The sequence below is a fragment of the Streptomyces sp. NPDC054786 genome (assembly GCF_053611685.1).
Map to the genome: position 1 here is coordinate 122,394 of NZ_JBSHAW010000020.1, position 20,133 is coordinate 142,526.

Sequence of the window (20,133 nt, forward strand, 5' to 3'; positions counted from 1 at the left end):
ATTCGATGCGTGTGCATGTGAGAGTCGCGGCATGACTTCCTCCGCGCCCCTGTCCGCCTCCACCTCCACGTGGAACGCCAAACTCTGGGGAGTGCTGCTCACGGTCTCCCTCGTCATCGGCCTCGACGCGCTCGATGTCTCGATGGTGGGCGTCGCCCTTCCCTCCATCCAGGCAGACCTGGGTCTGTCCACCAGTGCGCTGCAGTGGATCGTCAGCGGCTATGTCCTCAGCTACGGCGGACTGCTGCTGCTTGGCGGACGCGCCGCCGACCTGCTCGGACGCCGCCGGGTGTTCCTGGCCGCGGTAGCCGTGTTCGCTGCCGCCTCCGTGCTCGGCGGTCTGGTCGACGACGGAGCCCTGCTCATCGCCACCCGCATACTCAAGGGCATGGCGGCGGCGTTCACCGCGCCTGCCGCACTGTCGATCGTCACCACCACGTTCGCCGAAGGCCCGGCGCGCAACAAGGCGCTGGGTGTCTTCTCCGTCTTCGGAGCCAGCGGCTACTCGGCCGGCTTGGTGCTCTCCGGCCTGCTGACCCAGGTTGGCTGGCGATGGACGTTCTTCCTGCCGGTCCCGATCGCGGTGATCGCATGGATCGCGGCCAACCGCCTGCTCCCCAAGGACGGCCCCCGCGCCTCCGGCGGCTACGACATCCCCGGCGCGATCACCTCGGTCGGTGCGATGCTGCTGCTCGTCTACACCGTCGTGGAGGCGCCGGAGTCCGGCTGGGCCGCGCCGAACACGCTGATCCAGTTCGGGATCGCCGCGGTGCTCCTGCTCGCCTTCATCGTGATCGAACGCCGCAGTGCGCATCCGCTGGTCCGCCTCGGAATCCTCCGCTCGGGCTCACTGGCACGGGCCAACCTGGGCATATCGGTATTCTTCGGCGGCTATATCGGCTTCCAGTTCGTGGCCATGCTCTATTTCCAGTCGGTGCTGCAATGGTCGGCGTTCCAGACCGCGCTCGGCTTCCTTCCGGCCGCGCTGATCGTGGCCTTCGGCTCGCCGCAGATGGAGCCTCTGATAGCACGGCTCGGCACTTCGCGCACCATCGCGGGCGGCGTCATCGCTCACCTCCTCGCCTACGTACTCTTCGTCGCCATCGACCGGGACGCCCCATACGTCGTCGGTGTGCTGCCCAGCATGGTCCTGCTCGGCATCGGGTTCACCCTGGCCTTCGCGTCCTTCAACATCCAGGCCACCGCCGGGATCCCGGACCATGAGCAGGGCCTGGCCGGCGGCCTGTTGAACACCTCCACGCAGGTCGGCGGCGCGATCGGACTCGCCATCGTCACGGCCGTCCTCACCGCCGGAGGCGAAGGCAGGACCGGTCCCGACGCCCTGCTCGCCGGCTTCACCCCGGCACTGATCACGATCACCATCCTCTCGGCCATCGGCCTGCTCATCGGACTGTCAGGAGTGCTCGGGCGGCGCAAGATCGACAAGCCGGCGGTCGAGCCGGAGCTCGCCCTCGTCGACTAACCGGCCCTGTCAGGGCACATCCCGGGGCGAGACACCAGCCAGAACCGGGATGTGCCGTGCTGGGTACGCATTCGCGCGACTCACTGACCGTCCGCCGATCACCCAGTCGCCGACCACTCATGCACCCGGGACATCCGGGAAGACGTGCGGGCCGCGATGGCGCTTCGACGCGAGTGGCCCCGGCGAGCCGGCCGCCCGGGCGAGGTGGAAATGTCTTCAGGTCGGTAGAACGCTGGTGAAGCACTTTCACCGAGCCCGATCAAGCGCGTAGATGGGAACGTTTTCCTCGTTGCAGATGCTTGAGGCGTGCCCTTACCCTACGCATGAGGGCAGCAGAGCGGCCGACCAACAGGGGAAAGAGCTACCCCCGGGGGCGGTGAGCATCCCAGCACGCGCACTCAGCCCCCGGCGACGGCCTACTCACCTCCGCTCACGCCGAGGGCGCAGGGCCTGCGGTCCGCCAATACAAACGAAGGGCGGCTCACCCCACGCGTCACCCGACAACTTCCGCTGAGCCCGATCCACGTGTCATGATCATCGAATCGCGGGTCTGGAGCGATGCACAGCCCCTCGCCGACACTGACACCCGGTACGACACCACACCGGACGGGCCCAACAGCACCGTCTTAGCGGCTACGTCGGCGGAGCTGAACCTCGCCCACATCTGGGCCGCGGCATCGGCCCCCGACGTTATGGCCGGCCCGCGCCGCATCCAGAAGTTCGTCGACTCCGGCCTGCCCGTACGACCCATCACAGCCCGACCACCGTTTACGCCCGTCAAACATCAAGGAATCTCATGCACCCCTCAACATCGCAGCCGCACAACAGGCTCGCTGCCAATCTCCCTCGTCCTGCGAAGCCCGACTACAGCAACGTCTTCATCGAGCCGGTCTACCGGAACAGCTTCCTCGAAGCCGACCTGGAGGAAGATCTCGACGTGCCTGCCACCTCCCGCGTCGAATACTGACGATCTTGGGCGCGGAGCCGCGCGGGGAGCACGTACGTCGCAGGACCGATAGGCACGGTGCCCCCGGCTCACCTCCGCCTGCGCGGAGAGCACTCGCCGTCCGAGGATCCGTCAGGGTGAGCCTGACGAGACGTCTGTCGGCACCGATCCGTCAGGGCTGCCCCGACGCGCATGACGACGGGCACCCCGGCCCCGGACCGCACCGCACCGCACCGCACCGCACCACGGAGCTTGTCCCCCCGCGACAAAGCCCGCATCAGCGTCGCCCAGGCCGCCTGGCGCTGCGGCAACAAGGCACGCAATCTCATGCCATCGACCCCAGACCCCACGCCGCCGGGGACATGCTCCGCCAGGCACTTGACCTGGAATACCTGGCCCGGCGCCTGGTGGACTGCGCCGTCATCGCCGAACGCGAAGGCGGCGCCACCTGGGAACGGATTGCCCGCGTCGCCGGCACCACGCGGCAGTCCGTCCACGAGCGCTGGTCCGGCGACGTGCAGCTCTGGGCCCGCCTGGGCCGAGTGGGCGCCGAGGCCCGGCCCACCATGAAGATCGTCAATTTCCTGGACCGGCAGTACGCCAAATCCGACCCCGCACTCCGTGACGCGATCTCCGCCGGTCCGGACGCCACCCGGCACCCCGGCTCCGCCGCGTACGAGGGCACCCGGCGCACGCACGGGCAGCAGCTGCACGCCCGCCGGTCGAGCTGGCGCGCGACAAGCAGCGCAACGACGAGGAGTACGAGCGCCTCAAGGACCCGAGCGACCGCGGCGGCCGGCTCCGGCCGGCCGCCAACCAGACGGCCGCAGCGGACCTGAACGAAGCCGCCGTCCAGGTCTGCGGGGAGCTGATCGTCGCCGAGCCGTCCCTCGCCGACGAGCACCGGGCCGGCGCCGAGAAGCACCACGGGGTGCGGGCCACGCCCGCGACTACGGGGCCCCGGCCGGCCGGGGCCCCGCAGCGTCGCGAGACGGATTCAAGTTCCCGCGAAAACGGGCTCCGTAGCCGTCCCGCGCACACCATTCAACCCTCAACTCCCGCAAAGTCGCAGGTCAGCAGCCGTGAAGGGGCGTGGCGAGCACGAGAGGATTCGAGTCACCGCAGCGGATCCGGCGAATTCGCGAGGGCTCGAATCGGGCGCCGCCGCGGTGCAGTCAGCCGGCGGCGGGACATCGCGAACCGGCGGGCGTAGCTGATATCTGCGGCATCGGGCCCGGGACGGCTTGGCGCAGGGTTTGACGTCGATGTTCCTCCACCCCTGGTACGCCTCCCGCGCATCCCAGGCGCCCCGGCAGGCCGGGCCGCTGATGGTGGGGCTAACTCTGCGGGACGTCCTTGACGAACACCACGCCGTCGCTGTCCGCCAGGTGGGCCGGGTCAAGCGGGGCGTAGCCGAACCAGGGGGATACGCGGGTCGCGGGCCGTGTGTCGCCGAGGGTGGTGGCCAGCCGCGGGGCGTCGATGACGCAGCGGTCCTCCGGGAGCGCGTACAGGAGTCCTTCGACGGTGTCCGCCGGCGGCGTGTCCACTCCCTGGTGCCGGATCGTGCCGAGGGCCGTGGCCACGAAGGCGTACTCCTCGCCGAGCTGGGCGCTCACGAGTGCACCGGCGCTCCACCACTCCACCGGCCCCTGCCACGTTTGCATCGTGCTCTTCTCCCGCTGGAGATGGGAGTTGTGGGCGTGGACGAGTGACGGGCCCCGAGCGGCGACGGCAAGGAGGTTGTGGGCCATCATCACATCCCGCAGCGCGCACAGCCGCGTCATGCGGGCCGGTGAGGTGTCGGCCATCCAGTGGTGGTAGCGCAGCAGGCCGGTCGCGGTGCGCCCGTACAGGCGCACGCGGTCCCAGTCGTCCGGCGAGGTCGTCACGAGCAGGTGCGGCGTCTGCTGGTCGAGCAGTGCCACCAGATCGTCGGCGAGCAGCCGCAGTTGGCCGGCCTCGGCCGACTGCCCCACGGACTGGGACGGGTCCATCATCGCGGCGGGATCGGTCCACCGGTCGTCGGCGCCGAGCAGACGGTCGAGTGTGTCCGCGGTGCAGGGGAGCAGGTCCGCGTCCACCCGGGCCGCGAGGTAGCCGTGGAGTGCGGTGAGTGCCTGCCGGGGGCTCGCGGCGTGGGTGATCTCCAGCGGGCCGTCGAACCCGGCGAAGCGGAGCCGCTCGGACGCGGGCCGGCCGTCGTTGTAGGCGCGCATCCAGCGCACGAGCTCGCGGTTGGCCGCGGAGGTGCCCCAGCCGTGGCTGATTCCCTGCTCCAGGACTTCGTCGAGGGTGCCCGTGCCCGAGGTGACGTAGTGGTCGACGACCAGGCCCCTTATGCAGTCGCTCTCGATCGCGATCGTCCGGTAGCCCTCCTGCTCGACAAGATGCCGGAAGAGCTCGTTGCGCAGGTCGAGCAGAGCGTCCTCGCCGTGGGTGGGCTCGCCCAGGGCGAGCAGCCGGGGCCGGGCCGGGAGCAGCCTCATGACGGCGGCGGCCTCGACGGCATGGGTGGTGTCCTTGATGTCAGTAGCCATGCCTTCAACGCTATCGTTGAACCTCCGGTGGAAACTTTCGCGCGATATCGTCTGCTCCATGGGGAGAAACCTTCAAAGCGGTGATCGGCTCAGGCCGGTTGATCTGGCGCGCGGGCACGGTCTGTCCACGCAGGCGATCAGGAACTACGAGGAGGCCGGCATCCTTCCGGCCGCCGGTCGCACACCCCACGGCTACCGCACCTATACCTCGCTGCACGCGGGGGCCCTGCGCGCGTTTCTTGCCCTGGTGCCCGGCCACGGCCACCAGGCGGCGACGTCGATCATGCGGGCCGTGAACCGAAGTGCGGTCGATGAGGCGTTCCGCCTCATCGACGAGAGCCACGCCCAGCTCCTCGACGACCGGCGGACCCTCCAGGCCGTGGAGAGCGCCATCCGCGACCTGGAGCCCACCACGGCGCCCGAGCCCGGTGTGGGGTCAGAGCCTGGCGCGGTGTCCGGGCTCGGCGGCACGTTCATCGGGCCGCTGGCGGGCAAGCTCGGAATCCGGCCCGCGACGCTGCGCAAATGGGAGCGCGCCGGGCTGGTGCGCCCGCGCCGCGACCCGCGGACCGGGTACCGCGTCTACGACGAGGCCGACGTACGGGACGCCCGGCTGGCCCACCAGCTCAGGCGGGGCGGCTACCTGCTGGAGCAGATCGCCCCGCTGATCGCCCAGGTGCGGGCGGCCGGCGGTGTTGAGCCGTTGGAGGCCGCACTGTGCGACTGGCACGGTCGGCTGTCCGCCCGCGGGCGGGCGATGCTGAACGGGGCCGCAGAACTGGAGGCGTACCTTCGCGAGCGCGGATGAGACGTCGGTCGCCGGCCGAAGAGAAACAAGAGTCACCAACGGTTCCGTCTCGGCTGACCCGTCCGCCGATGTCGGCCTGGCCCCGGGCTGAGCCGACGGTCCGGCGCTCGACCGACGCCGCCGGACGCGTCCGGTACGTCCTCCGCGAGCTCGACGTGGCGCCCCTGCGGAAAGTGTCTTCCCCGCTCGATCGAGGCGATCGCCTCTCGTGAGTACTTCATCGCCTCAGCCGGCTCTTTACGATCAGGTCTCGGTACCGTCCAGCCCTTGGCCTCGTCCCCTGACGGGAGTACGAGTGGGCCCCTGCCCGACTCAGGGCAGGGGCGAGGGCTCGTCTTGGCTCTCGAGACCTGTTACGTATGCCCGGCGAGTTGGAGCATCTCGACCCTTCCGTTGCCTCCTCCGTCGTCCAGGACCAGGAATGTGGCGCGTGAGCTCTGGCTCAGGCGGATCTGGAACTGATCGCCCAGCAACCTCTTGTAGTTCGTGTCTCCGGCCCGCGCGGCTGCCTGGGCGGGGTGAAGACCCTCCGCTGGAGACGGTGATGACGCGGCCGCCGGGCGTAGTCGGCAGGGCCGGCAGGAGCGGGCCGGTCGGAGTGAAGTGGCCCAGGCGATTGGTGCCGAACTGCGTTTCGAAGCCGTCGGCCTGCGGGCAGCGGAACTGCGCTCCCAGGCCGCCCAGCTCGCCGCCGCCCCGGCCGGGACGGGGCGGCTCATTGAGGCATCACAGGCCGCGATCTGGGGCCGGGCTCACTCCGACGGTTCACACAGGCGCACTGCGAGGGCGGCGATGTCGTCGTCCAGGCGTCCCCTGCTGTAGCGGAGCAGGTCGCGGTGAAGAGCCGTGAGCAGTTCGTGGGGTGGCGTCAGGGGTTGTTGGCGCATCCAGGCCGCCAGCGGGAAGAACCCGCCGTCGCGGGCGCGGGCCTCGGCGACCCCGTCGGTATAGAGGAGCAGCAGGTCGCCGGGGGCGAAGTCGAAGGTGTCGATGGTGTAGTGATCGCCGATCAGCTCCGCGAGGTTGAGCAGCGGCGAGGGGGTGGTGGGCTCGAGGGCACGGAGTTCCCCGCGGTTCAGGAGCAGTGGCGGGGGGTGTCCGCAGTTGAGGATCTCGATACGCCTGCCCCCGTGCGGGATCTCGACAAGAAGGGCGGTGGCGAAGCGCTCCATCGTCCCCTCGGGCGGAAAGGCGGCGTTGTAACGGGTGCTGCTGGCGTCCAGCCGGCGCGCGACGCTGACCATGTCGGCCTCGCTGTAGGCCGCCTCCCGAAAGGAGTTGACGATCGCCGCAGCCGCTCCTACTGCCGGCAGGCCCTTGCCCCGCACATCACCGATGAGCAGCCTGACCCCGTATCGCGTATCGACCACCTCGTAGAAGTCCCCGCCGATACGGGCCTCCGCCGCGGCCGCGAGATACAGCGACTCGATCTCGACGCTCCCGAAGCGGCGCGGCATCGGACTCAGCACCACCTGCTGCGCCGCATCGGCGACGAGCCGCACATGAAAGAGGGTCCGCTCCCGCTGGAGGCGGACATGACTTCCGTACGCGGCCGCCACGGTGACCGCGATGATCCCCGCAGCTGTCCACCACGTCCCCAGACCGGGGAACACGACGCTGAGGCCAATCATCAGAAAAAGGCAGACCGTCCCCAGTAGCACGGTGGGGAGCACCGGCCACATAGCGGCGGCGAGGGCCGGCGCCGCGGGCAGGAGGCGGCTGAAGGCCAATTCCGGGGGAGTGGCATATGCCAGGCCGGCGATGACGACGGTCAGGATGACCGGCGACAGCCGCACAAGGCTCCCCCGGGCGTGGCGACGACGGAGCCGCGGCCGTCCAGACTCGATCACACTCCACAGAATATCTACGTAAAGGGGACGTAGCGCTCTGGCGGATCAGAGTCGGCCGCCCGTCCCGGACCGGCTCGTCGGTTTTGGTGGTGTCGCACCTGTTGCGCGCGACTCCGGCAAGGTCGGCGGAAACCTGCGACGCCCTCAGCGAGCGCAAGCGTGCCGAGGGTAAGCGTGATACCCGGGCCGTCCTCGTGCTCGCCGCTGCCGTCTCAACGCCCGCTGGGCCCCGTTGCGCGACGCCGGTGCTACGAGCTCACGCCTCCCACCGCTCTCGCGGCTTGCCGGGCGTCACTGGGAATCGATGGCGCAAACCCCATGATCGTCAAGGTCCGGTGGCGACGATCAAGGTTCGGTGGCAATGATCAAGGTTCGGTGGCACAGGGTGCTCGGCTTGGGCCTTGCGGACGGCGGCCGAAAGAGTGCCTGTAATAGATTGCGTGAGCGAATTACCTTCTGGGCTGCCGAGGCTGCAGGCGATAGCGACGTACCTGCGGCTGGGACTGGAGCTGGATCGCGTGCGGCGCCAAATGGCCGAGGTCGAGCAAGGGGAAGCATCTCGCCGCACGGCATCAGTCCGCGCGCCGGCTGCGTGGACGCTGCAGATGGATGTCGGGGCGGACCCCCGTCCGGTCGCCGTGCAGCACGGTGAGTGCTCGGTCAGCGGCGCACGGCACCGTCGGATCACTCGGCCCGACGCGATCGAGGCTCTGTCCGCGGGCGTCGAATCGTGTGTGCCGTGTCGGCCGGCCCACGAGCTGCAGGTCGACCGAGACGGCAGGCGGTGATTCGGGAATGCGGGCGTGGCTAGAGGAATAGTCAAGACCTGTGGATCGGCTGGCCGCGCTCTTCTCGCCCGCCGTGTTGCCTGACCTTCCAGCTTCATCGGCCGTGGTAAAGCCCATGGGGCCGCATCCGGGCGGCCGAAGCCCAGGAGTTCAAGGGCGATGAGTCTCGCCTTGGTTGTCAGTCTGTATCCCCAACGTGCGATCGACCGCATTCGAGGAGAGCATCATGACCGCCACCTACACATTCGACGTCTTTTCCAGCCTCGACGGGTTCGGCGCCGCCAGCGGCAGCTGGACCGGCTACTGGGGCAAGCAAGGCCCCGAGCTCCTCGACCACCGCCTTGCCCTGTACCGCGAGGAGCAGCGGATGGTCTTCGGGGCCAATACGTATCGGGCGTTCGCGCGGATGCTGGCCTCCAGCACCGAGGAGTCCGAGGTGCGTGACCCATGGGTCACACGTATGAGGAGCCTGCCGGCAACGGTGGTGTCGACCAGTTTGGAGGGATCCCTGGACTGGCCCGATGCGAAGGTCGTGAGCGGCGACGCTGTGGACGTCGTCGCTCGGCTCAAAGAGGAGTCCGAGGTGCCGTTGCGCTCGCACGGCAGCCTGTCGATGAACCGGGCGCTGATGGCCGCCGGCCTGGTCGATCGCGTCCAGGTGACGCTCTTCCCTGTGATCACCGGTCAGACCGGGCTGGACCCGATCTTCCAGGGTGCGGCCGACTTCGACCTCGAGCTGATCGAGCACCGGACGCTCGATGGCCACATCCAAGAGCTCATCTACCGGCCCACCCTGCATGTCTGAGTCCATCCATGCACCCCACACCCGGTCAAGCAGGCGAACCTGACCGGAAGTTCCCGCCGACCGACGTGCCGACCGGTCTCATGGCCGCTCTGGTCACGCGGCTTGGGGCTGATCGCCTCTTGATCCGTCGGGCCGTTCGACCAGCTGGCCGTTGGCGATGCCTGCGGTGCGGGAGCCGGGTCCGTTGGTGACCTGCCGTTGAGCACGCTGGCGAACTTGTGGAACCAGCACCGCTGCTCCCGGCTGTCGGGGAGCACCTCGCGCAGTGCGGCCCCCAAATCCGAGGGCGCCGCCGCTGACCGCGAGCACCGGGGCGCGCATCCCTCGGCGCTTGCCTGAACGGAGCAGGTCGGCCCACGACTTGGTGGATTCACGATGCCCGTCGTCACCTGCCCCAGATTTTCCGGTAGGCCGCGCGGTAGCCGGGCGGGTTCCATGTCGTGGCTCCGCGGCTGTTGGCGGCGGTGGAGATGTGTACGGGGGCGACGTAGCCGCTGGCGGGTCTGCGGGAGAAGGCGCGGTTGAATTCGTCGAGGATTTGCCAGCCCTGTTGGGAGAAGGGCTCGGGGACGGTGGCTGCCTGGAACTGTTTGTTGTTGATGCGTTGGAAGGCGGAGGGGTCGCCGTCGCCCGCGCCGATGTTGTAGGGGGTGCCGCCGCCCTTCTTGCGTGCCGCGCGCAGGGCGGGGGCGGCGTCGGCGAAGTACACGTCGTTGATGGCTACGGAGTGGGTCCAGGTGTCCGGGAAGCGGGAGAGGAGCGAGGAGACTTCCTGGGGGGTGCGGCTGCTGGTGTCCGAGATCGGGATGTTCTCCTCCGCCAGCAGCTTCACACCGGCGCAGGTGGCGAGTTGTTTCTTGATCAGTTCGGACTTGTTTCTGGCGAACGGGATCGAGGCATCGGTGAAGACGACGACTCCCGCGTGACCGTGGGAGTGCGTGATGATCCAGTCCGCGCTGATCTTCGCGACATCCTGGACCCTGGTGGTGATGTTGCTGAAGAGTGCGGGGTCCTTGCTAGGGCCGGGGGAGTCGACCGCGTGCCAGCCGATGAGCGGGATGTGTTCGGCGTTGGCCTTGGCGACCTGCTGTGACGTCAGGTGGGGGTCGAAACCGCCGATGACCAGGCCCGAGGGGCGGAGGGCGATGGCCTGGCTGAAGGCCGCCTGGATTCCGGCGGGAGTGCCCTGACCGTCGATCACCCGGACGTGCCAGCCGATGGTCTTCGCCGCTTCCTGCACGCCCTTGGCGGCGCCTGCGACGCCGGGATTGGTCATGGTCTGCGCGACATAGACGATTCGTTTGCCGGAGACCGCCTTGGGGCCGGTGGTGGGGCCGTCCCACGTGGTGTGAGGCTTTTCGGCCCGTTCCACGGCAGCCTGAGCCGTGGCCAGGACGGCGGCGCAGCCGGTCATCGCCGGCCGCGGCGAGGAGGGCCCGGCGCCGGTCGACGTGCCGCGCTCGCAGCCGGCGAGGACGGTGACCGCCACCGCGGCCAGGACGACTGCGCTGCCGAGGGCGGTCTTGCGGTGCGGGTGCACGGGCGCTCCTTGCGGAGGGACGACACGGTGGTGACGGCCGAAGGTCACGAGCTGACGTGGTGCACGTCATGGCGGGGCCGGGGAGGTGCCGTCCGGCGTTGGCGCAGCTGGCGCCGGGCGGCATAGCCGGCCATGCCGACGGCGATGAGCAGGGTGGCGCCGTTGAACAGCGGGGTGACCCAGAACTGGGCGCCGAGCTGGCCGATACCGGCGAGGCCGATGGCGAGGATGATGACGGCGACCAGGGTGCCCAGGGCGTTGGGGCGGCCGGGCTTGATCGCGGTGGACCCGAGCAGCGCACCGACGAATGCGGGCAGCAGATAGTCCAGGCCGACGCTGGGGTTGCCGATCCGCTGCTGCGCGGCGAGCAGGACACCGGCGATACCGACGATCAGCCCCGAACCGGCAAAGGCGTAGATGACGTAGCGCCGGGTGGGGATGCCGACCAGCTCGGCGGCGCGGGGGTTGGAGCCGATGACGTACAGATACCGGCCGAGCGGCAGCCGCTCCAGGAGCAGCCACAGCACGGCGGTCAGGGCGAGGACGTAGAAGGCAGATACCGGCAGGCCGAGGAACCTGGAGTCGTAGAGATCGGTGAAGGCCGCGGGCAGGCCGTCAGGGCCGGGAACGATCCGGGCCCCGTTGGTGATCCAGCCGGTGAGGGCGTACAGAATGCTGCCGGTGCCGAGCGTGGCGATAAAGGAGTCGATCTTCGCGAATTCGACGACGACCCCGTTGAAGATGCCGACGACAGCCCCGCCGAGGACCACCACGAGGCAGGCGAGGGGCCAGGGCCACGCTTCGTTGGCGATGAGCTGCATCGTCATGACGTGCGCGAGGCCGAGGCCGTAGCCGATGGACAGGTCGAACTTGGCGGTGACGATGGGGATCATGGCGCCGAGCGCGAGGAGGGCGGGGATCGACTGATTGGACAGGATCTCGGAGATGTTGTCCAGGGTGGGAAAGGTGTCCGGCAGAGCGAGGGAGAAGGCCAGGAAGAGCAGGGCGGCGAGGACCAGGAGGCCATAGGCGCCGAGACGGTGCCCGAACCGGCGGCCCAGCGGGGGAAGGGGGGAGGGGGTCATCGTCTCCTCGTCCCGGTGAGCGCAGGCATCGCCGAGGAGGCACGGGCGAGTTCGGCGACCGTGAGGGCCTCGCCGCTCAGCTCCGCCGTCACCGCCCCGCGGACGAATACCAGGGCCCGATGGCACACGTGGGCGACCTCCTCGAAGTCGGTGGAGAGGAGCAGGACGGCGAGGCCTTCGGCCAGTGCATCCCGGAGCAGGCGGTAGAGCGCCGTTTTGGCGCCGACATCCACCCCGGCGGTCGGCTCTTCGAGGATCAGCAGGCGTCGGCTCGTCGTGAGCCACCGGCCGACCATGACCTTCTGCTGGTTTCCCCCGGACAAGGTGGCGATCGGCGCCTCGGTGTCCCGCGGGGACACCGAGAACCGCTCGGTCAGGGCAGCGGTCTCGGCGCGCTCGCGCCGGAGTCCGCGCGGGCGCCAGGACGGCACGCCGCCCGCCCGGGGGTTGGCCAGGAAGTTCTCCCGTACCGTCAGTTCGGCGGCACAGCCCTCTTCCTGACGGTTGCTGGTCACGAAGCCGACGCCGGAGCCGACGGCGGCCGTGACCGTGTGCGGTGCGTACGGCCGGCCGTCGAGCAGGGCCCGTCCTTCGGGGACCGGCCGGGAGCCGGCGAGGGCGCGGCCCAGTTCCATGTGCCCGGCGCCGGTCAGGCCCACCATGCCGAGGATCTCACCGGCGCGCAGTTCCAGGCTGACCGGTGCGGTGTTCTCGGTCCGTACGTGGTCGAGGCTCAGTACGGCCGGACCCGTGGCGGGGGCGAACCGGTAGCCGCCCGGTTCGTGGCCCACGATGTCGCGCACCAGCCGGGCCGGACGGTAACCGGCGAGCGGTCCCTGGCTGATGAGGTGCCCGTCCCGCAGGACGGCGAAGACATCGGCGACCTTGTACACCTCGTCGATCCGGTGGGTGACATAGACGATGGCGCGCCCCTGGTCGCGCAGGGTGTGCAGGACGTCGAACAGCCGGGCGCAGTCCGCTGCCGGGAGGCTGGCGGTCGGCTCGTCAAGGACGATGAGTGCGGCCTGAGTGGACAGTGCGCGGGCGATGGCCACCAGGGAGCGTTCGGCTCGCGGGAGGTCGGCGAGGAGGGTGGCCGGGTCGAGATGCGCGGCCACGATGTCCAGGGCGGCCGCGCACTGACTGCGGATCATCCGCCAGGACAGCAGTCCAGCGCGGCGGGGATAGCCGGCGCCCAGGGCGATGTTCTCGGCGACCGTCATCCATTCGACCAGTCCCAGGTCCTGGTGGATGAAGGACATGGCGCGGGCGGCCGCTTCGGTGCCGAGCGGGTGCCCGGCAACGCTCACCTCGCCCTCGTCCGCGTGGTGGACGCCCGCGAGCACCTTGATGAGGGTGGACTTTCCGGCACCGTTGGGGCCGAGCAGGGCGAGGACACGGCCGGGGTGGATGTCGAGGTCGACCGCGTCCAGCGCGAGGGTGCCGCCGAACCGCTTGCTGAGGCCGTGTACGCGGACGAGAGGCTGAGCGGCATGGCGCGGGGGAGGGCTGCTGTCAGGAGCGTCATGCACAGACTTCTCCGGGGGTCGGCCTCTTGGTCCTGCTGGGTTCTTCCCGGCTGACGGGACACGGGTGCAGGGGCGCTTCATGGTGGTGCGGACGGCGCGTTCGGCGGTCGGGCGGTGCACCACCCGTACCGGTTACCACAATTCCGTCATATTACGGCCCGCTTTGGGCGTGATGCCGGATGGGCTGTCAGATGGCGGGGATGTCGTCGAAAAACGCTTCGGCGGCGTCCGACCTTCCCGTCGGCGCCTCCAGCGCGCACTCGGCCCAGATGACCTTGCCGTCGGCGGTGTAGCGGGTGCCCCAGGCCTGGGTGAGCTGTGCGACGAGGAACAGTCCGCGGCCGCCCTCGTCGGTGGTGGCCGCATGGCGCAGATGCGGGGCCGTGCTGCTGGCGTCGGAGACCTCGCAGATCAGCGTGCGGTCGTGGAGCAGGCGTACCTGGATGGGGGCGGTGCCGTAGCGGATGGCATTGGTGACCAGCTCGCTGAGCAGCAGTTCGGTGGCGAAGACGACCTCGTGCAGCCCCCATTCGCCCAGTTGGCGGGTCACGGCGGCGCGGATGCCGGAGACGCGGGCCGGGTCGGCGGGCAGCTCCCAGGTGGCGATCCGGTGGGAGTCCAGGGCGTGGGTGCGGGCGACGAGCAGTGCGATGTCGTCGGCGGGGTGCTGGGGCACCACGGCCCGGACAACTGCCTCACAGGTGTCCTCGGGCGGGCGGGTCGGGTGTGCCAGGGCTCGGCGCAACTGGTCGAGGGCCGTATCGAAATCGCGGTGGCGGCCACCGATGAGGCCGTCGGTGTAGAGGACGAGCTGGCTGCCTTCGGGGAGCGGGAATTCGGCGGTTTCGAAGGGGAGACCGCCCAGGCCCAGTGGTGGGCCGGCCGGGAGGTCGGGGAAGGTGACGGTGCCGTCGGGGCGGACCAGTGCGGGCGGCGGGTGGCCGGACCGGGCCATCACACACTGCTGCGTGGTGGGGTCGTAGATGGCGTACAGGCAGGTGGCGCCGATGATGCCGGTGCTGTCGGCGGAGGGGTCCTCGGTGCCCTCGTCGCGGTCGAGGCGTGCCACGAGATTGTCGAGATGGGTGAGGACTTCGTCCGGGCCGAGGTCGAGTTCGGCGAAGTTGCGCGCGGCGGTACGCAGCCGGCCCATCGTGGCGGCGGCGTGCAGCCCATGGCCGACGACATCCCCGACGACGAGGGCGACACGGGTGCCGGAGAGGGGAATGACGTCGAACCAGTCGCCGCCGACCCCGGACTCGGCGGGCATATAGCGGTGGGCGACCTCGACGGCGTTCTGCTCGGGGAAGCGCTGCGGCAGCAGGCTGTGCTGCAGGGCAAGGACCATGGTGTGCTCGCGGGTGAAACGGCGGGCGTTGTCGATGCAGATGGCGGCGCGGGTGGCGAGTTCCTGGGCCAGTGAACGGTCGTCGTCCCCGAAGGGGGCGGGGTCCCGCGAGCGGTAGAAACTCGCGGTGCCCAGGGCGATGCCGCGGGCCAGGAGGGGGACGGCGATGAGCGAATGGATGTCGTGTGCGAGGAGGCGCTCGGCGTGCGCGGGATCCTGGGCGATCCAGCCGGCGGCCGCCCCCAGGTCGGGTTCGAGTACGGGCTGCCGGTCGGCCAGACAACGGAGCTGAGGCGTCGTGGGACGCAGGTCGACCCGCTCACCGGCAGGGTAGAAGGGGCAGTCATCGCGAATCCCGTGGACCACCGTGCGGTAGAGGCCGGTACTGGGGTCGGTCGGCTCCTCGCCACGCAGCACCGCCTCGGGAAGGTCGATGGTGACGTAGTCGGCCAGGCGCGGGACAGCCATCTCGGCGAGTTCCCGGGCGGTACGGCTCACATCCAAAGTGGTGCCGATGCGGGTGCTGGCCTCGGACAGCAGCTCCAGGCGGCGCCGGGCCGCCACGGCGTACGTCCCCACTCCCGGTTCACCGATCAGCACCAGCCCACTGGTTGCACTGCCGGCGGGACTTTCGGCGGTGCCGAGTGTGCCGGGCGGGCGGAGCGAGGTGGCCGGCCGGCCCGGTTCGGTGCCCGGAAGGGGCCCGGGCAGCGGGACGGCGGGGGCGAGGGCCTGCTGGACCGGCGGGCCGGGTGCGGTGCCGGTTTCGGCGAGGACGGCGAGGTGCTGCTGCGGTGAGGGGAGGACCGCCTCGATGACGATGCCCTCCACCCCGGAGGGGCTGGTCACCGGGCGGCTCAGCAGGGTGATCCGCCGGGCGCCGGGCAGGGGCACCTCGACGGCGGCTCGCTGCGCCGAGGAGATCAGCTCGGTGGCCTTCTCCTTGAGGATCAACTCGTCGCGCCAGTCCAGTCCGCTCTCGGCCAGCCCGCCCTGCTGACCGTTGCCCGTCGTCTCGCCGGTCGGCGCACGGCTCCTGGCGTCGAAGTAGGCCTGCAGCAAGGCGCGCTCTCGTGTCGAACTCTGGTCCAGCAGCCGTCGTTCGATGGCGCCGGCCGCCCTGCTGATCACGTGGTTCAGCGCCACATCCGCATCGTCGGGCGGATAGCCGAGACAGAGGACGCCTTCGATGCGTCCACTGAGCGGGTCCCGGACGGGAATTGCCGCGCACGCATTGGACTGCGAGCGTTCGGCGAAATGCTCGGCGCCGTAAACATTGATCAGCTGCCGCTCCGCGAGGGCCAGCCCGATTCCGTTGGTCCCCGCGAACTCCTCGGCGAACACAAAACCCGGAACGCTCTGGATCGGGGCCAGATGTCTGACCAGAGACGCTTCGCCGAAACGGCGCTGCAGCACGACCCCGTCCCCATCGGCGAGGGACACATTCATGTTTCTGCCCGCGAACCTGGACTGCAGCCGGTCCAGTACGGGTGTGGCGGCGCGGACGAGGCGGCCGTCCAGGTCGAGATCCTGACGGTAAGGAAGCTCGCAGCCTTCCGGTGCGAGACCCAGGGACCGGGAACGCTGCCACGAATTCAGGATCGGGCTTCGCACGGTTCCCTCGACCGCCCCACCGCGAAGAAACTGCTCACGGGCGAGCACGGGGCCGATGTCATCTCCCACGAGCCCCATCCCAATCACTTCCCACATCGGTACGTGCTGCTATGGCCACCCGTATATCGGAGCAGCCGTACCGTCCGTCTCATTGTAGAGCTTTGCACATATATCGGTACTGATCGCCGACGGAGAAGAGGCGCCTGAGAGCTCCCGTCGTCACACACGGTCACGGCCGGGAACGGTGCGGACCGCTCCCGGCCGCCTCACCGCGATGCGGCCCGGCCGTCACAGGACCGCGACCGGGTTGACGGGGGAGCCCGTGCCGCCCGGGATGTCGAGCGGGGCCACCACGAGGAGGAACTCATAACGGCCGGTCTCCGCGGCCGCGGCGGAGAGCGCTTCGAGGTCGAGGTTGTCCAGCAGCGGCACTCCCATCGCGGCGAGCGCCAGGGCATGGACCGGGGAGTGCAGGCCGTCGACCGGCGAGGGCCGTACGTCGCTGTCGCCGTCGCCGCCGAGCAGGGCGATACCCCGCTCGGCCAGCAGGGGCACGGCATCCACGTGGAAGCCCGCGCTCCCTTCGTCGGGGTTCCAGGCGCCCAGTTCCCGGCGGCGCCGGACGCTTCCGGACCGCAGCAGTACCGCGTCGCCCTCGTCGATCGTCACATCGAGCGCCCGCTCCGCGGACACGATGTCCGCGCCGTGCACAGCCCGTCCGGGTTCCAGCCAGGCGCACCCGGCAACGGTGGGCAGGTCGAGCAGCACGCCCTTGGTCACGAGCGGGCCCAGCGCCGATACGGCACCGAAGCGGGCCCCGCCGGCGTCGACGCACTCGCGCGCGGTGCGGCCGTCGTAGAGCCGGCCGCGGTAGGCGACGTGGGACAGGGCGTCCAGATGACTGACGGTCTTGCCGTGGTAGTCGGCGGCGATGAAGTCCTTGTGCGTGGAGGGTTCCGGGGGCTCGATGTCGCCGAGGTCGGACATGTAGTGCAAGGCGGGCCTGCTGTTGTCCGGCCCGGGGGTCGTGTTCCAGGGGCGCGCCAGCGGGACGACCGTTCCGGACCGGACCAGGGCGGTGGCCCGCCGTACGAGGTCCGGGGTCACCCGGTTCCAGGCGCCCCGGTCGGCGGGGGTCCAGCGGCCCCACGTACGCACCGTCTCGAAGAGTGCGTCGAACTCCTGGCGGGAGACGACGGGCCCGTTGCCTGTACCGGCCGACGGGGGAGCCGGTGTCTCGCCGGGGTTGCCGGTCATCTGCTCAGCGCTCCATGGGTGGACGGGGCCCCCGCTTCCGGCGGCGTCGCCGTGTCCGGTCGGCTGAGTATTGCTCAGCGTCGCCCCGTACGTGACGACGCCACTCAGCCCGGCCGGCAATCTCCCCCCGGGTAGCCGACGGTGCGGCGCGTGCCCCGCGATGGTCCTCCCGGGGCGTGGCGCCTCAGTCCGCCGCGTCCGTGAGCCGTCGCAGCAGCGGTTCCACCTCGGCGAGTTGGCGGATCTCGTCGGGCCGCAGCGAAGCGAGGCGGGTGGCCAGTACCTCGGCTTCGCTGCGTGCGACGTCGGTCAGCGCGGCGCTGCCGCGCTCGGTGAGCAGGACACGGCTGGCCCGCTTGTCGGCCGGGTCGCACTCGCGGCGGACCAGACCCGCCTCCTCCAGCCCCATGACGGCCGCGGTGGCGGTCGGCTGGGAGCAGGGCACCCACTGGGCGATCTCGCCGACCCGGGCCGGGCCCTGCCGAGTCAGCAGCGCCAGGACGGCGATATGCGTCAGATGGATGCTGCCCGTGGTGGCGGCCCTGCGCAGACTCCGGGTGAGCCGGTGCAGGGAGATCACCAGTTGCAGCGCCTCGTCATCACCGATTGTCATCGCTCAGCCCATCGCGCCGCCCGTTTCAGATCAAGTGAGCGTAATCGTCGGGGAGTACATGTCCAGCCACAAGGCCAGATCCAGGGTCCGTTCGAGGCCGTGCCGGGACGCCTGGGTGATCTGGGGCGCATCGTGGTTCGCCGCACGCTCCAGCCAGTTGCGGTCGACGAGTTCGAATACGGGGTGCGAGGGGCGCGACAACAGGTCCTTGGCGTGATGCTGGAGCGCGACCGCGTACTGCGGGTCCTGTGTCGACGGGTAGGGGCTCTTCACCCGGTCGTACACCGACTGCGGCAGCACATCCGCCGTGGCCTCGCGCAACAGGCTCTTCTCCCGTCCGTCGAAGGACTTCAGCGACCACGGTGTGTTGTAGACGTACTCGACCAGCCGGTGGTCGCAGAACGGCACCCGCACCTCCAGTCCGACCGCCATGCTCGCGCGGTCCTTGCGGTCGAGCAGGATCCGTACGAAGCGCGTCAGGTGCAGATAGCAGATCTTGCGCATCCGGAACTCGAAGTCGCTCTCCCCTTCGAGACGCTCGACGTCCTTGACGGCGGCGCGGTAACCGTCCTGGATGTAGGAGTCCAGGTCGAGGGAGTCGGTGACACCGGCGTTGAGGATGTTGCCGTCGTCGCCGAAGTGCTCCCTGAAGCGGACGAGCCAGGGGAAGGTGTCGGCCCGGCGGGCCTCCTCGTCGAAGAACTGCTGGTAACCGCCGAAGACCTCGTCGGCCGACTCGCCGGACAGGGCGACCGTCGAGTGCCGGCGGATCGCCTTGAACAGCAGATAGAGCGAGGCGTCCATGTCGCCCAGGCCCATCGGGATGTCCCGCGCACGGATGACCTTCGCGCGGACATCGAGGTCGGCCAGCTCGGCCGAGTCCAGCACGATGTCCTGGTGGTCGGTGCCGGAGGAGCGGGCCACGTCGTGGACATAGGGCGTGTCGGGGGTGGCGCGCAGCTCGTCGGCCACGAAGTGCTCGGTCCGGCCGACGAAATCGACGGCGAAGCTCCGTACCGTCTCGTCCACCTCGCCCAGCTGACGGGCCGCCAGCGCGGTCATCGCCGAGGAGTCCAGGCCGCCCGACAGCAGGGTGCAGCGCGGCACATCGGCGACGAGCTGGCGGCGGACGATGTCGTCGAGCAGCGTACGGACCTGGGCGATCGAGGTGTCCTGGTCATCGTGGTGCGCACGGGTCTGCAGCGACCAGTAGACGTGCCGGCGCAGCCCGTTGCGGTCCACGGTGACCACCGTGCCGGGCTCCACCTCGTGCATGCCCTCCCAGATGGCGTGGCCGGGCGTCTTGACGAAGGCGAAGAGCTCGCGGAGGCCGTCGAGCCGGACGTTCCGCTCGGCGAGCGGATGGGCGAGGATCGCCTTCGGCTCGGAGCCGAACAGCACGCCGTCCGGGGTGGGGTAGTAGTAGAACGGCTTGATGCCCATCCGGTCGCGGATCATGACGAGCCGCTGGCGCTGCCCGTCCCAGACCGCGAACGCGAACATGCCGTTGAGCCGTTCGGCGACGGCCTCGCCCCATTCGAGGTAGCCGCGCAGCACGACCTCGGTGTCGGAGTCGGTCGTGAAACGGTGGCCCCTGGAGGCGAGTTCCTTGCGCAGTTCGCCGAAGTTGTAGGTCTCACCGGAGTACACGATGGCGACCGGGGTCCCGTCCGCCCGCTCGGCGGTCATCGGCTGACGTCCACCGGGCAGGTCGATGATCGCCAGTCGGCGGTGCCCGAGAGCGGCGGGACCCTGCACCCACGTGCCACGGTCGTCGGGCCCGCGGCAGGACATGGTCTCGGTCATCGCGTCCACGGTCTCCTGCTCGGAGCGCAGATCACGGTCGAAGGAAATCCAGCCGGTGATGCCACACATGCCATGTCCTCCTGATCCGACCCAGGGGCCGCCGGACATCGCGGCCGGGCAC

At 69.9% G+C, this 20,133-nt stretch carries 15 protein-coding genes and 3 pseudogenes; 7 read left to right on the plus strand and 11 right to left on the minus strand.

Going from position 1 to position 20,133, the window contains the following annotated elements:
• Positions 1-31: 31 nt before the first annotated feature.
• The 3 genes from ACWGI6_RS18615 (at position 32) to ACWGI6_RS18625 (ending at position 3,268) form a co-directional block, all read left to right on the plus strand.
• A complete protein-coding gene (locus ACWGI6_RS18615; RefSeq protein WP_453268506.1) occupies positions 32-1,483 on the plus strand; it encodes an MFS transporter in 1,452 nt (483 codons plus the stop codon).
• A 796-nt stretch (positions 1,484-2,279) separates the two neighbouring features.
• Positions 2,280-2,450: a hypothetical protein gene (locus ACWGI6_RS18620; protein WP_453268507.1), complete on the plus strand. Its 171-nt coding sequence runs from the start codon at positions 2,280-2,282 to the stop codon at positions 2,448-2,450.
• A 341-nt stretch (positions 2,451-2,791) separates the two neighbouring features.
• Complete coding sequence (locus ACWGI6_RS18625) at positions 2,792-3,268, plus strand: hypothetical protein (RefSeq protein ID WP_453268508.1); 477 nt, start codon at positions 2,792-2,794, stop codon at positions 3,266-3,268.
• A gap of 498 nt (positions 3,269-3,766) precedes the next feature.
• Here the strand turns inward: ACWGI6_RS18625 and ACWGI6_RS18630 are convergent, their stop codons facing one another.
• Positions 3,767-4,969, minus strand: a complete 1,203-nt coding sequence (locus ACWGI6_RS18630) for an erythromycin esterase family protein (RefSeq protein WP_453268509.1) — start codon at positions 4,967-4,969, stop codon at positions 3,767-3,769.
• A 58-nt stretch (positions 4,970-5,027) separates the two neighbouring features.
• On the opposite strand from ACWGI6_RS18630, the gene ACWGI6_RS18635 reads away from it, so the two are divergent.
• Positions 5,028-5,777 carry a TioE family transcriptional regulator gene (locus ACWGI6_RS18635; RefSeq protein WP_453268510.1) on the plus strand — a complete coding sequence of 250 codons (750 nt, stop codon included), beginning with the start codon at positions 5,028-5,030 and terminating at the stop codon, positions 5,775-5,777.
• Between the two features lie 528 nt (positions 5,778-6,305).
• Here the strand turns inward: ACWGI6_RS18635 and ACWGI6_RS18640 are convergent.
• Together ACWGI6_RS18640 and ACWGI6_RS18645 are read right to left on the minus strand one after the other, a co-directional pair.
• Positions 6,306-6,425: pseudogene (locus tag ACWGI6_RS18640) on the minus strand (short-chain dehydrogenase); the annotation flags it as partial.
• 104 nt (positions 6,426-6,529) lie between these two features.
• A complete protein-coding gene (locus tag ACWGI6_RS18645; RefSeq protein ID WP_453268511.1) occupies positions 6,530-7,573 on the minus strand; it encodes a PP2C family protein-serine/threonine phosphatase in 1,044 nt (347 codons plus the stop codon).
• Positions 7,574-7,694: 121 nt separating this feature from the next.
• Here ACWGI6_RS18645 and ACWGI6_RS18650 point away from each other — a divergent pair.
• The 3 genes and pseudogenes from ACWGI6_RS18650 to ACWGI6_RS18660 form a co-directional block, all read left to right on the plus strand.
• Positions 7,695-7,868 (plus strand): annotated as a pseudogene (locus ACWGI6_RS18650) (IS110 family transposase); the annotation flags it as partial.
• A gap of 364 nt (positions 7,869-8,232) precedes the next feature.
• On the plus strand, positions 8,233-8,415 hold the full coding sequence (locus tag ACWGI6_RS18655) for a DUF6233 domain-containing protein (RefSeq protein WP_453268534.1): 183 nt from the start codon (positions 8,233-8,235) through the stop codon (positions 8,413-8,415).
• Positions 8,416-8,641: 226 nt separating this feature from the next.
• A complete protein-coding gene (locus ACWGI6_RS18660) occupies positions 8,642-9,220 on the plus strand; it encodes a dihydrofolate reductase family protein (protein ID WP_453268512.1) in 579 nt (192 codons plus the stop codon).
• A gap of 200 nt (positions 9,221-9,420) precedes the next feature.
• Here the strand turns inward: ACWGI6_RS18660 and ACWGI6_RS18665 are convergent.
• The 8 genes and pseudogenes from ACWGI6_RS18665 to asnB form a co-directional block, all read right to left on the minus strand.
• Positions 9,421-9,604: pseudogene (locus tag ACWGI6_RS18665) on the minus strand (transposase); the annotation flags it as partial.
• Between the two features lies 1 nt (position 9,605).
• Positions 9,606-10,760, minus strand: coding sequence for a substrate-binding domain-containing protein (locus ACWGI6_RS18670; RefSeq protein ID WP_453268513.1), 1,155 nt, complete (start codon positions 10,758-10,760; stop codon positions 9,606-9,608).
• A gap of 44 nt (positions 10,761-10,804) precedes the next feature.
• Complete coding sequence (locus ACWGI6_RS18675) at positions 10,805-11,845, minus strand: ABC transporter permease (protein WP_453268514.1); 1,041 nt, start codon at positions 11,843-11,845, stop codon at positions 10,805-10,807.
• Positions 11,842-13,377 carry a sugar ABC transporter ATP-binding protein gene (locus ACWGI6_RS18680; protein ID WP_453268515.1) on the minus strand — a complete coding sequence of 512 codons (1,536 nt, stop codon included), beginning with the start codon at positions 13,375-13,377 and terminating at the stop codon, positions 11,842-11,844. The genes ACWGI6_RS18675 and ACWGI6_RS18680 overlap by 4 nt, the downstream gene beginning before the upstream one ends.
• A 184-nt stretch (positions 13,378-13,561) precedes the next feature.
• Positions 13,562-16,414, minus strand: coding sequence for a SpoIIE family protein phosphatase (locus ACWGI6_RS18685; protein ID WP_453268516.1), 2,853 nt, complete (start codon positions 16,412-16,414; stop codon positions 13,562-13,564).
• Between the two features lie 210 nt (positions 16,415-16,624).
• Entirely contained in the window at positions 16,625-17,593 is a 969-nt protein-coding gene (locus ACWGI6_RS18690) for a cyclase family protein (RefSeq protein WP_453268517.1), read from the minus strand.
• 184 nt (positions 17,594-17,777) lie between these two features.
• Entirely contained in the window at positions 17,778-18,206 is a 429-nt protein-coding gene (locus tag ACWGI6_RS18695; protein WP_393905875.1) for a MarR family winged helix-turn-helix transcriptional regulator, read from the minus strand.
• Positions 18,207-18,236: 30 nt separating this feature from the next.
• Positions 18,237-20,081 carry an asparagine synthase (glutamine-hydrolyzing) gene (gene asnB, locus ACWGI6_RS18700; protein ID WP_453268518.1) on the minus strand — a complete coding sequence of 615 codons (1,845 nt, stop codon included), beginning with the start codon at positions 20,079-20,081 and terminating at the stop codon, positions 18,237-18,239.
• Positions 20,082-20,133 lie beyond the last annotated feature (52 nt).

Excerpts from the sequence above, each read along its gene's own strand:
- ACWGI6_RS18615 (WP_453268506.1), top strand. The coding sequence starts at position 32 with ATGACTTCCTCCGCGCCCCTGTCCGCCTCCACCTCCACGTGGAACGCC.
- ACWGI6_RS18620 (WP_453268507.1), top strand. The coding sequence starts at position 2,280 with ATGCACCCCTCAACATCGCAGCCGCACAACAGGCTCGCTGCCAATCTC.
- ACWGI6_RS18625 (WP_453268508.1), top strand. The coding sequence starts at position 2,792 with ATGCTCCGCCAGGCACTTGACCTGGAATACCTGGCCCGGCGCCTGGTG.
- ACWGI6_RS18630 (WP_453268509.1), bottom strand. The coding sequence starts at position 4,969 with ATGGCTACTGACATCAAGGACACCACCCATGCCGTCGAGGCCGCCGCC.
- ACWGI6_RS18635 (WP_453268510.1), top strand. The coding sequence starts at position 5,028 with ATGGGGAGAAACCTTCAAAGCGGTGATCGGCTCAGGCCGGTTGATCTG.
- ACWGI6_RS18655 (WP_453268534.1), top strand. The coding sequence starts at position 8,233 with ATGGATGTCGGGGCGGACCCCCGTCCGGTCGCCGTGCAGCACGGTGAG.
- ACWGI6_RS18660 (WP_453268512.1), top strand. The coding sequence starts at position 8,642 with ATGACCGCCACCTACACATTCGACGTCTTTTCCAGCCTCGACGGGTTC.
- ACWGI6_RS18675 (WP_453268514.1), bottom strand. The coding sequence starts at position 11,845 with ATGACCCCCTCCCCCCTTCCCCCGCTGGGCCGCCGGTTCGGGCACCGT.
- ACWGI6_RS18685 (WP_453268516.1), bottom strand. The coding sequence starts at position 16,414 with ATGGGGCTCGTGGGAGATGACATCGGCCCCGTGCTCGCCCGTGAGCAG.
- ACWGI6_RS18690 (WP_453268517.1), bottom strand. The coding sequence starts at position 17,593 with ATGACCGGCAACCCCGGCGAGACACCGGCTCCCCCGTCGGCCGGTACA.
- ACWGI6_RS18695 (WP_393905875.1), bottom strand. The coding sequence starts at position 18,206 with ATGACAATCGGTGATGACGAGGCGCTGCAACTGGTGATCTCCCTGCAC.
- asnB (WP_453268518.1), bottom strand. The coding sequence starts at position 20,081 with ATGTGTGGCATCACCGGCTGGATTTCCTTCGACCGTGATCTGCGCTCC.